This window comes from Stenotrophomonas geniculata ATCC 19374 = JCM 13324 (genome assembly GCF_001431625.1).
Classification (GTDB): domain Bacteria; phylum Pseudomonadota; class Gammaproteobacteria; order Xanthomonadales; family Xanthomonadaceae; genus Stenotrophomonas; species Stenotrophomonas geniculata.
In genome coordinates this window covers 1-10,893 of sequence record NZ_LLXT01000003.1, presented here as the reverse complement: position 1 = coordinate 10,893, position 10,893 = coordinate 1, and the positions used below count along the sequence as shown (strand labels likewise).

The following is a 10,893-nucleotide window of genomic DNA, read 5'->3' as shown; positions in this document are numbered from 1 at the left end:
CGCGCTTTGTTAGAGTGCATTCATTTTTCGAGGAAACCCGCGCATGACAGCAGCTGCTGCCGACAAGAAGAAGTTGCCCCTGCATTGGAAGATGGGCATCGGCTTTGCGATCGGCCTGATCCTGGGACTGATCGTGCACGCCCTGGGTGGCAGCGTCGATGGTCTGCAGGCCGGTGCCAAGTGGGTAATGGACTACATCACCACCCCGGCGTCGGGCCTGTTCCTCAACCTGATCTTCATGCTGATCGTGCCGCTGATCTTCTCGGCGCTGATCATGGGCGTGTCGGAGATGGGCGACATCCGCGCCCTCGGCCGCATCGGCTGGAAGACCCTGGCGTATACCGTGCTGCTGTCCGGCATTGCCGTGGGCATCGGCCTGGTGCTGGTCAACCTGCTCAAGCCGGGTGCCGGCGTCGACCCGCAGGTCGCCGCGATGATGCTGTCGGAGAACGCCGAGCGCAGCAAGGAAATCGTTGCAGGCATCCATGGCACGCCGAAGGGCATGGACATGCTGCTGTCGATCGTGCCGAGCAACGTGCTGCAGGCTGCATCGGATAACGGTGCGATCCTGTCGCTGATGTTCTTCGCGCTGATGTTCGGCATCGGCATGGTGCTGACCGACAACGAGAAGGTCGCACCGCTGCGCCGCGCCATCGAAGGCGTGTTCGAAATCTCGATGACCCTGATCAACCTGGTCATCCGCCTGGCCCCGTATGCGGTGGCCTGCTTCATGTTCAACCTGGCCGCGCTGTTCGGCTTCGAACTGATCATCCGCCTGGGCGCCTACGTGGGCGTGGTGGTGCTCGCGCTGGGCCTGCACATGATCGTGACCTACGGCACCGCCGTGTGGCTGTCCGGCCGCTCGCCGCTGTCGTTCTTCCGCGATACCCAGGAAGCGACGGTGATGGCGTTCTCCACCGCCTCCAGCAACGCCACCCTGCCGACCGCGCTGCGCGTGGCCGACCAGATGGGCCTGCCGCAGCGCGTGTCGCGCTTCGTGCTGACCGTGGGCGCTACCGCCAACCAGAACGGCACTGCGCTGTTCGAGGGCGTGACGGTGATTTTCCTGGCCCAGTTCTTTGGCGTGGACCTGAGCATCGGCCAGCAGATCATGGTGATGGCGGTCTGCATCCTCGGTGGCATCGGCACGGCCGGCGTGCCGTCGGGCTCGCTGCCGGTGGTGGCGATGATCTGCGCGATGGTGGGCGTGAACCCGCTGGGCATCGGCCTGATCCTGGGCGTGAACCACTTCCTGGACATGTGCCGTACCGCCCTGAACGTGACCGGCGACCTGGCCCTGACCACCCTGGTGGCCAAGGGCGAGTCCCACGACGGCCCGGCGCTTACGCCCCACCAGGACTGAGTCCAAGGCCACTGCTGGCGACCTGATCGGGGTCGGATTCCTTTCCGCAGGGAAAGGTATCCGACCCCTTTTCACATGCGGAATCCGGCGGAGATCATGAAAGTGCCGGCCAGCGGCCGGCACTACCGGACAAGGTGAACCGACCCCCCGCCCGGCGACTATGGGACAATAGGCCGCCCGCACGTCCGCGGCCGCCTCCCGATTCCGACAGAACCATGACGCAGCCTACCCGTCGCCAGTTGGCCAACGCCATCCGCTTCCTTGCCGCCGATGCGGTTGAAACCGCAAAGTCCGGCCACCCCGGCATGCCCATGGGCATGGCCGACATCGCCGAAGTCCTCTGGAACGACTACCTCCGCCATAACCCGAGCAATCCGCACTGGTTCAACCGCGACCGTTTCGTGCTGTCCAACGGCCACGGTTCGATGCTGCAGTACGCGCTGCTGCACCTGAGCGGTTACGACCTGCCGATCGAGCAGCTGAAGCTGTTCCGCCAGCTGGGAAGCCACACCGCCGGCCACCCGGAACGCCATGAGACCCCGGGCGTGGAAACCACCACCGGCCCGCTGGGCCAGGGTTTCGCCAACGCCGTGGGCTTCGCCCTGGCCGAGAAGCTGCTGGCACAGCGCTTCAACCGCCCGGAGCTGGAAGTGGTCGACCACCGCACCTGGGTGTTCATGGGCGATGGCTGCCTGATGGAAGGCGTGTCGCATGAAGCGGCGTCGCTGGCCGGTACCTGGGGCCTGCACAAGCTGGTCTGCTTCTGGGACAACAACCACATCTCCATCGACGGCAACGTCGAGGGCTGGTTCACCGACAACACCCCGGAGCGTTTCGAAGCCTATGGCTGGAACGTGGTCCGTGACGTCGATGGCCACGACCCGGAAAGCATCAAGGCCGGCATCGAGGCCGCGCTGTCGCAGAGCGACAAGCCGACCCTGATCTGCTGCCGCACCACCATTGGTTTTGGTTCGCCGAACAAGGCGGGCAAGGAATCCAGCCACGGCGCACCGCTGGGCAAGGACGAACTGGAAGCCACCCGCAAGCAGCTGGGCTGGGAGTACGGTCCGTTCGAGATCCCGCAGGCGATCTACGACGGCTGGCGCGCCAATGGCGCCGGCACCCTGCGCCAGGCCGAGTGGGAACAGCTGTTCGACAAGTACGCCAGCCAGTACCCGGGCGAGGCCGCCGAACTGACCCGTCGTTCGCACGGCGAACTGCCGGCCGACTTCGTTGCCAAGGCCGATGCCTACATCGCCCAGGTGGCGGCTGAAGGCCCGACGATCGCCTCGCGCAAGGCCTCGCAGCTGGCCATTGAAGCCTATGCCCCGCTGTTGCCGGAAATCGTCGGCGGCTCGGCCGACCTGGCGCACTCCAACCTGACCCTGTGGAAGGGCAGCAAGTCGGTCGCCAGCGACGACGCCAACGCCAACTACGTGTACTACGGCGTGCGCGAGTTCGGCATGACCGCCATTGCCAATGGCCTGGCCCTGCACGGTGGCTTCATTCCGTTCGACGCCACCTTCCTGGTGTTCAGCGACTACGCCCGCAACGGCGTGCGCATGAGCGCGCTGATTCCGGCCCACGCCATCCACGTCTACACCCACGATTCGATCGGCCTGGGCGAAGACGGCCCGACCCACCAGCCGGTGGAGCACCTGGCTTCGCTGCGCTACATCCCGAACAACGACGTGTGGCGTCCGTGCGATGCGGTCGAGTCGGCGGTGAGCTGGAAGGCCGCGATCACCCGCCAGGACGGCCCGAGCTGCCTGGTGTTCAGCCGCCAGAACCTGCCGCACCAGCCGCGCAACGCCGAGCAGATCGCCCAGATCGAGCGCGGTGGCTACGTGCTGGCCGATGCCGCCGGTACCCCGGACGTGATCCTGATCGCCACCGGTTCGGAAGTCTCGCTGGCCACCGAAGCCAAGGCCCAGCTGGATGCGGCCGGCCTCAAGACCCGCGTGGTCTCGATGCCGTCCACGGACGTGTTCCTGCGCCAGGATGCGGCCTACCGTGAATCGGTGCTGCCGAACGCCGTGCGCAAGCGCGTGGCCGTGGAAGCTGGCGTCACCGGTTTCTGGCGCCAGTTCGTCGGCCTGGACGGTGCCGTGATCGGTATCGACACCTTCGGTGCCTCGGCCCCGGCCGACCAGCTGTACAAGCACTTCGGCATCACCACCGCCCACGTGGTGGAAGCTGCCAAGGCGCTGTAAGCAGCATCGCAGCGTGATGAAGGAAAGGCCGGCGCAAGCCGGCCTTTCTCGTTTTCCTGGGTAGATCCACGCCATGCGTGGACGAGAAAAGGGGACGGCGTGTTCCGCCCGACGGCGCCGCTGTCGCGTTGGCCTCTTCATCTGGCCTGCGTTCCTTGCGAAAAGGAGAGTCTGCCGAGACAACCTCAATAGCAAAAAATGGTCAACAAGCGCGGCGCAGAAACCTATACTGGATTTGCGGAGTGTAAGGTGTGGCCTTACACTGGTGCTGCATGATCGTCAGCTTCAGGCATAAGGGCCTGAAGGCGCTCTATGAGCGGGGCGACATTTCCGGAGTCCGTGCCGATCATGTGGCTCGGTTGCGGCGTTTGCTTCTGCAGTTGGATCAAGCCCGGCTGCCTGGAGACATGGGGCTGCCCGGAAATCGCCTGCATCCCCTGCACGGAAGCTATAGCGGCTACTGGGCTGTGAATGTCTCGGCGAGTTGGCGATTGGTGTTCCGCTTTCGTGGGCTCGACGTCGAACTGGTCGATTACCTTGATTACCACTAGGAGTCTGCTCGATGCCGTTGCATGATCCGCCGCATCCAGGAGAATCGCTGCGCGAAGACATCCTGCCGGCGATCAGCATGTCCATCAGTGCGCTGGCGCAGCACCTTGGTTATTCCCGTGGACAGCTGTCGACCATCATCAACGGGCACGCCGGCATCTCTGCTGAACTCGCGTACCGTCTTGAACTTGCGGGCCTCGGCAGTGCTCGTATGTGGCTGGCGATGCAGGCGGCCTATGACCTGTGGCAGGTCGAGCATCGAGAGCATCCGCCCATTGCCCGCCTGTATCTTGAGGATGCAGTGAGGATCGGACAGTAGATCCGCGCCATGCATGAATAAAGAAGGGGACGGAGGGGATCAAGTCGTCTGTGCATGAACGACTTGATCCCCTCCGTCCCCTTTTCTCAGGCAGTGCGTGCCAGCGCCAGGCGCAGCAGTCGCGCGTCCAGGCGCTCTGCGAAATCCGTCGGAGCCTGCAGGCCCATGCGCTGCAGGTACACCGCATCGCCGTCGCCGGCCGGTTGCCGCAACGCTGCCCAGACGGTACGCAGCTTGTCGCCGCGGGTCTGCGTGTTGGCCTTCAGCCAACCCAGCGCTTTCACCAGCACCTGCTCGATCTCGTTGAAGTCGCTGCCCAACGGATAGTCCGGCAGGCTGCCATCGGCGCGGAACGGTGCCAGCGCTGCCGCCAATGCCTGCGGCGTATTGCGCTGCAGGCGCACCGGGTGCGGTTGCGCGGTCGCCAGCAGCTTGCGCGCGGCATGTGCCTGCTGCAGCAGATCGCCCTGGAACGGGGCTTCGGTGATCGCGGTCATCGCATGCACGCAGTCCTCGTCGGTCAGACCGCGCAGGTCGGCGATGCCGTACTCGTTCAGGTAGATGTCGCGCAGGTGGCGCGGGATGGTGGTGTGGCCGTAGTTCCAGCGCACGTTGGATTCACGCCGGCCCTTGTCATCGCGCGCGGCGCGGAACATCAGCACGCTGCGCGCTTCCGGCAGGGCATGTGCCATCGCCACGAAGTTGTACTGGCCGCCCACGCCGGACACCACGCGTCCATCGTCCAGCGCATCCGATACCGCCGCGCCCAGCGCGGTGGCCATCATGCAGGAGTTGAAGAAGCGCGCGTGCCGGCGCTGCAGGCGTTCCAGCGTCTCGTTGCCACCGTACAGCTGGTTGATCTCGCTGATGCGGCGCATGCCGATCGCCCGGCATTCATCTTCCGGCAGCGTGCGCAACCACTCGTAGAACTCCGGCGAGCCCAGGTAGAACGCGCCGTGCAGGTACTCGCCCTCGGCGGCCAGGGTGGCGTGGTCGATGGACAGCGTGCTGCCATTTTCGATGCGCTGCATCAGCGCCAGGTCGTCGTGCACCTTGCGCTTGATCACCCCGGTCTGCACCAGCCGGCGGAAGCCCTCGTTGAGCATCTCGCTGCAGCCGTACAGGCCCACTTCGAACGGATCCAGCCCGCCGATCTCCTGCACCAGCGGGTGGCTGGCCAGCTGCGGATCCAGCGCGTGCAGCACGCGGCGGTAGCGGGCGTTGTCGGTGTGGCGCAGCACAAGCGCATGGCTGAGTGCATCGGCCAGCGTGCCGATACCGATCTGCAGGGTGCCGCCGTCGCGCACCAGCGTGCTGGCGTACAGGCCGATGGCGTAGTCGGCATCGCCGACCGGCTGCCGCGGCAGCCCGAACAGCGCCGGGTACGGCGGTGGCGGAGTGATCACCAGATCGAAGAACGACACATCGACCGTTGCCGAGCCGCCCAGATAGGGCAGCTGCGGATCGATCTCGGCGATCATCAATGGGCGCGGCAGGCCGCGCGCGGTCATCGCATCCAGGGTGTCCTGGGTGATGTCGTTGTTGCACGACAACGACAGCCGACGGTCATCCGGCCGCATCGCCACCTTCTGCACGATCACCTGCGGCGCGCGCTGGGCGACCGCATCGGCGGCGTGGGTGTAGTTCAGGCTGGTGTAGCTGGACTGCGCCTGCCGCGAACCGAGCAGGGCGCCGGACTGCATGTAGAACTCTTCCACCTGCACATGTGCCGGCAACGCGTCGCGCGCGATCGCATCGGCATAGGCCAGGCGCGGGAAATCATCGCCGAAATGGCGCTGCGCGAACGGTGCCATGAAGCGCGCTTCCAGACCGTTGCCGCGCGCCTTCGGCGGATTCAGCGACAGTGCGGTATACAGCTGCAGCGGCCGCGAAGGGTCGTGCTCGACGCGTGCGTAGAGGGCATTGAGCAGCCGGTGCGGCTTGCCCAGCGCCAGCGGTGCTCCGATCCGCAACGGCCCGTCCACGCGCGCAAACAACCAGTCGACGGCGGCGTCCAGGTCGGTGACGTGTTCGGTCATGCGGGGCGGTCCTGCGTATGGGGGAGTGCTGGCATTACAGCATGTCGGGCTTGAACCGCCGTCGACGCGAGACTTCCGCGCCGGACACCATGAACTGCCCATCGCCGCGGTAATGCACCGTGCGCGGCAGCTTCGGCCGTGGCGCGACGTGGGCACGCACGATTTCCCAGATGAACAGGTTGCTCGATTGCACCTGGCTGTCGTCGTAAAGACGGCATTCGAAGCACGAATGGCATTGTCCGACCAGCGGCGCGCCAACCTCGCGCGCAGGTACTGCATCCAGCCCGAAACGCGCGAACTTGTCGACCTCGCGGCCGCTGCAGTTGCCGATGTCGACCACGGTATCGAGCAGCTCCACGCCGGGTACGTTGATCACGCACTCGCCACTACTGACGGCCAGTGCATGGCTGTGGTTTTCATTCCACAGGTAGGTGGCGACCAGCGACGGCGAAAAGCCCATCACCATGTGCCAGCCCATCGTCATCAGGTTGCGCTGGCCCTGCCACGCGGTACTGACCAGCACGATCGGGCCGGGTTCGAGGAAGCGGCGCGCCTGCTCGACCGGGAAATCCTTCTTGGACAGCGCTTTCATCCGGGGCCTGGGGCGGGAGGAATCGATGCTGGCGCAGCCGGGATGAACCCGGAGTCGAGGGGCTTGACAGATGATTCGATTACGCGGGTAATCGGGCTGTCGATTACGGATGTAAACCATGACCCCGATCAGCGAAGCCGAAGCCGTTGTGATGGAGGTGCTGTGGCAGCAGGCACCGCGTAGCGCCGACGAAGTGGTCGCCGCGCTGGCCCACCGCGACTGGGCCGAGCCGACCATCAAGACCCTGCTCAACCGCCTGCTGACCAAGGGCGCGATCGCCGCCGAGCGCGATGGCCGGCGCTACCTGTACCGGCCGCTGCTGCAGCGCCAGGCATGGGTGGAGGCGCAGAGCCAGGACTTCATCGGGCGTGTCTTCGAGGGGCGCGTGGCGCCGCTGGTCGCGCACTTCAGCGAGCGCGGCCAGTTGAGCGCGCAGGACATCGCCGAACTGAAGAAGCTGATCCAGGAGCTGGACCATGACTGAGCTGCTCGACGGATTGTGGCAGGCCAGCCTGTGGCTGGCGGTGGGCGCGGTCCTGCTGGCAGTAATGCGACCGCTGCTGGTGCGGATGGGCGGCGCGGGGCTGGCCTACCGCAGCTGGTGGCTGCTGCCGATGCTGCTGGTGGCACTGATGCTGCCGTTGCCGCAGGTTGCGTTGTTGCAGCAGGTGCCCACGCTGCCGCTGAAAGTGATGCCCGGTGCCATCGATGCCCTGAACGGGCCGTCGTTGCCATGGGCCGGGCTGTTGCTGGTGCTGTGGGCATTGGGCACGGGCCTGTGCCTGCTGCGCGACCTGCGCGCACAGCGTCGTTTTGAACGGCGGATGGGCCCACTGAAGCCGCGCGCCGATGGCAGCTGGCAGGCCAGCGGCGACCCCGGCCTGCCGGCCCTGGTTGGCCTGTGGCGGCCGCGCATCGTGGTCGGTCCGGCATTCGACCAGCAGTTCAGCGCACAGGAACAGGGGCTGATCCTGCAGCACGAGCGCAGCCATCGCCGCCATGGCGATCACTGGGCCAACGGCGCGCTGCTGCTGGCGCGCGTGGTGTTCTGGTTCCACCCGCTGCTGCCATGGGCGGCACGCCGCTTCCTGCGCGATCAGGAATTGGCCTGCGATGCCCGAACCATCGGTCCGCAGCCTGCGCTGCGCGGCCTCTATGCCAGCACGCTGCTGAAGGCGCAGCTGGTCCACCCGGTTGCGCCCGCGGTTTGCCATTGGCGCAGCCAACCCGTGTTGAAGGAGCGTATCGCCATGTTGAAGCAGTCCAAGCGGAAGGCATTGCCGTGGGTGTCCGGGCAGGTGCTGGTGGTCGGGTTGTGTGTGGGCATGGGGGCGGTGGCATGGGCCAGCCAGGGCGGTGCGGCCGGTGGCACCCGGATCGGTGTCGAGCCGTTCGAACATGCGCAGGACGATGCGGCCAAGGCGGGGTTGGACCGGCCGATCCAGGTGGACAAGATGCCGCCGCCGTCCTATCCGAAGTCCGCCGTCGAGCAACGCCAGGTAGGCGTGGTCAATCTGCGCATCGAAGTGGATGCACAGGGCCATCCGACCGATGTGCGGGTACTCAGTGCGACCAATCCGGGGGTGTTCGACGCCGTCTCCGTCGCCGCCGCGCGCAGCTGGACCTATCGTCCCGCGGTGAAGAACGGCAAGCCGGTGGCCGGTGCCGTACGCATTCCGATCACCTACGCCATGGATGACACCGAGGACGCGAAGTGAAGTCCGCGCCGCTGTTGATGATGGCGGCGCTGCTGGTGGGGTGTGCAACCCAGGATCGCCTGACCACCGTCGATACCCGCAGCGAGAATGTCGGTCACCAGCGCCTGCAGCCGCAGACGGGCGGCGGCAGTGGGCAGCTGCAGGTGTATTCGCTGGGTGCGACCGAGGGCTACCGGATGCCGCAACTGTACGCGGCACCGGACCCGGAGGTCGGTGATCGCGACCCGCGCGCGGAACTGGCGCCGACCACCATCTGCCTGCAGGTGGTGGTTGATGCCAACGGCGACGTCGAGCGCAGCCTGCCATTGACCGATCGCCCGGAGTGCGCGGCAGGTGCTGCGGGCGAGAATGCGCCCCTGCTGCAGGCAGCGCAGGAAGCCGTGGCGATGTGGAAGTACTCGTCCGCAGCGGTCTGCCACTTCGCGGCCGGCAAGGTGCCTGCCAATCGCGGTGACTGCCGCGGCGCCGAGCGTGTCGAACCGGTGGCCGTCACCCTGCAATATGCCTTTACCTTCGAGATCGTGAAGGGCCAGCACGTGGTGCGCACGCAGGGAAAATGATCGCTCGCGATGACCGGGGTAGCGCCGGGCCATGCCCGGCGGGCGCAGCGGCGTGGATCAGGCCCCGCCCTGGATGTTGGCCTTCACTGCGGGCTGCATCAGCTTCGGTTCTTCCAGCGTCGCATCGCGGGCCTGGCGCACGCTGACGAACTCTGCCTCGGCTACGCCGTCGTGCACGTGGATGTTGTGCGCGCGCTGTTGGCCGATGGTGGTTTCGTTGGCGAACCCGCGGCCACCGGGGCCGTAGTCGTGGCAGACAAACACGCGCGTCGCATCGGGCAGGGCCAGCAGGCGCTGGATCGAGCGGTACAACTGCGCGGCATCGCCGCCCGGGAAGTCGCAGCGGGCAGTGCCGCCGTCGGGCATGAACAGCGAGTCGCCGGTGAACAGCGCATTGTCGATCAGATAGGCGATGCTGTCGCTGGTGTGGCCGGGCACGGCGATCACCTGGCAGCGCAGTTCACCCAAAGCGAAGGTCTCGCCATCGCTGAACAGGTGGTCGAAGATCTCATCGGCCACGGGAAGCTGCAGCCCATAGCGCGGTGCGAACGTAGCCTGCACCGCGCGGATGCCTTCACCGATGGCCAGCGTGGCCTGTGGGAAGCGTTGCTTGAGCCGGCGCCCGGCCGACACATGGTCGGCGTGGGCATGGGTTTCCAGCAGCCAGCGCAGCTGCAGGCCCTGGTGTTCGATGGCCTGCAACGCGGCATGCAACGGCGCTTCACTGCTGGCATCGGTATCCGGGTCGTAGTCCAGGACCGGGTCGATCAGCGCCGCCTCGCCGCTGGCCGGGTCGCTGACCAGGTAGCTGAAGGTGTTGCTGTCACGGTGGAAGAACGACTGCACCTGGACCGACATCGGAACTCTCCTCAGCGCGTGCCGAGCACGCGGTTCAGCAACTGCGCCAGGTTCTCACCGGCCAGTCGCAGCTGCGCTTCGGCCAGCGGCCGGTAGCGCTCGGTGTATTCGTCACCGATTTTACGCGTGGCCGGATAAACGCCAGCTTGCATGGAGATGCGGCAGCTGGCTTCGGCCCACGTCTGCGGGTCGCGCTGCGGGTTGGACTGGCGCGCGAGCTTCGGTGCGCGCTGGCTCTGCAGCACCGGCAGGTAGCCGGCGTCGTCCAGCTTGCGGGTGTTGAGCATGCCGCTGTCCCACAGCGAGTGCAGGTTGGTACCGCGGTTGCCGAACTGCAGCTGGAAATCGTTGCCGCCCTTGTCGTGGGCGTAACCGGCGTGCATCGGCTGGTGGATGTCGCCGACCAGATGCACCACGAACTTCAGCGCCTGCAGGCGCTCGCCGTCGGTCAGGCTGCGATCGCCGAGGATGGCGCTCTGTGCCTTCAGGGCCTCGACGATGCAGTTGCCGTTTTTGCAGTGCTTCGGTGCTTCGTAGTGGCAGTTGTCTTCGGCGATGTTGACGTAGTGCCAGCCGGCCGAGCGGCGGCCCAGGCCCGGGTCCTTGGCGCGCAGCTGGTCGGCCCACGGCGCGATGCTGGCCAGCGTGGCGTCCGGTTCGGTGGCCAGCATCGCGCCGTGGG

11 protein-coding genes are annotated in these 10,893 nt (G+C 66.3%); 7 read left to right on the top strand and 4 right to left on the bottom strand.

The genetic code is table 11. The features are described 5' to 3' along the window. The first annotated feature begins 43 nt into the window (after positions 1-43). From ARC63_RS00255 to ARC63_RS00240, 4 genes are all read left to right on the top strand, one after another. Positions 44-1,363 carry a dicarboxylate/amino acid:cation symporter gene (locus ARC63_RS00255; RefSeq protein WP_043403118.1) on the top strand — a complete coding sequence of 440 codons (1,320 nt, stop codon included), beginning with the start codon at positions 44-46 and terminating at the stop codon, positions 1,361-1,363. Between the two features lie 215 nt (positions 1,364-1,578). After that, positions 1,579-3,576 carry a transketolase gene (gene tkt, locus ARC63_RS00250; RefSeq protein ID WP_010484072.1) on the top strand — a complete coding sequence of 666 codons (1,998 nt, stop codon included), beginning with the start codon at positions 1,579-1,581 and terminating at the stop codon, positions 3,574-3,576. A 272-nt stretch (positions 3,577-3,848) separates the two neighbouring features. Continuing rightward, positions 3,849-4,127, top strand: coding sequence for a type II toxin-antitoxin system RelE/ParE family toxin (locus tag ARC63_RS00245; RefSeq protein ID WP_010484073.1), 279 nt, complete (start codon positions 3,849-3,851; stop codon positions 4,125-4,127). Positions 4,128-4,138: 11 nt separating this feature from the next. After that, positions 4,139-4,444 (top strand): HigA family addiction module antitoxin, encoded by a 306-nt coding sequence (locus tag ARC63_RS00240; protein WP_010484074.1) that lies wholly within the window; start codon positions 4,139-4,141, stop codon positions 4,442-4,444. A gap of 86 nt (positions 4,445-4,530) precedes the next feature. Here ARC63_RS00240 and ARC63_RS00235 read toward each other — a convergent pair whose 3' ends face one another. Continuing rightward, the gene (locus tag ARC63_RS00235; RefSeq protein WP_057502233.1) at positions 4,531-6,483 is read right to left on the bottom strand and encodes an acetyl-CoA hydrolase/transferase C-terminal domain-containing protein; all 1,953 of its coding nucleotides are present in this window, start codon (positions 6,481-6,483) and stop codon (positions 4,531-4,533) included. A gap of 34 nt (positions 6,484-6,517) precedes the next feature. Beyond that, positions 6,518-7,075, bottom strand: a complete 558-nt coding sequence (locus ARC63_RS00230) for a flavin reductase family protein (RefSeq protein WP_019660006.1) — start codon at positions 7,073-7,075, stop codon at positions 6,518-6,520. 118 nt (positions 7,076-7,193) lie between these two features. Between ARC63_RS00230 and ARC63_RS00225 the strand changes: the two genes are divergently transcribed. The 3 genes from ARC63_RS00225 to ARC63_RS00215 are packed head-to-tail and all read left to right on the top strand — an operon-like array spanning position 7,194 to position 9,353. Next, positions 7,194-7,559 (top strand): BlaI/MecI/CopY family transcriptional regulator, encoded by a 366-nt coding sequence (locus ARC63_RS00225; protein ID WP_012481135.1) that lies wholly within the window; start codon positions 7,194-7,196, stop codon positions 7,557-7,559. Then, on the top strand, positions 7,552-8,793 hold the full coding sequence (locus tag ARC63_RS00220; RefSeq protein ID WP_057502232.1) for a M56 family metallopeptidase: 1,242 nt from the start codon (positions 7,552-7,554) through the stop codon (positions 8,791-8,793). The genes ARC63_RS00225 and ARC63_RS00220 overlap by 8 nt, the downstream gene beginning before the upstream one ends. Next, the gene (locus ARC63_RS00215; protein ID WP_049481686.1) at positions 8,790-9,353 is read left to right on the top strand and encodes a hypothetical protein; all 564 of its coding nucleotides are present in this window, start codon (positions 8,790-8,792) and stop codon (positions 9,351-9,353) included. Before ARC63_RS00220 ends, ARC63_RS00215 begins: the two co-directional genes overlap by 4 nt. Positions 9,354-9,410: 57 nt before the next feature. Here the strand turns inward: ARC63_RS00215 and ARC63_RS00210 are convergent, their stop codons facing one another. Both ARC63_RS00210 and ARC63_RS00205 read right to left on the bottom strand, forming a co-directional pair. Further along, positions 9,411-10,211: an MBL fold metallo-hydrolase gene (locus ARC63_RS00210; RefSeq protein ID WP_057502231.1), complete on the bottom strand. Its 801-nt coding sequence runs from the start codon at positions 10,209-10,211 to the stop codon at positions 9,411-9,413. 11 nt (positions 10,212-10,222) lie between these two features. Continuing rightward, positions 10,223-10,893 (bottom strand): S1/P1 nuclease (locus ARC63_RS00205; protein ID WP_057502230.1); only part of this gene is annotated, 671 nt, incomplete at its 5' end.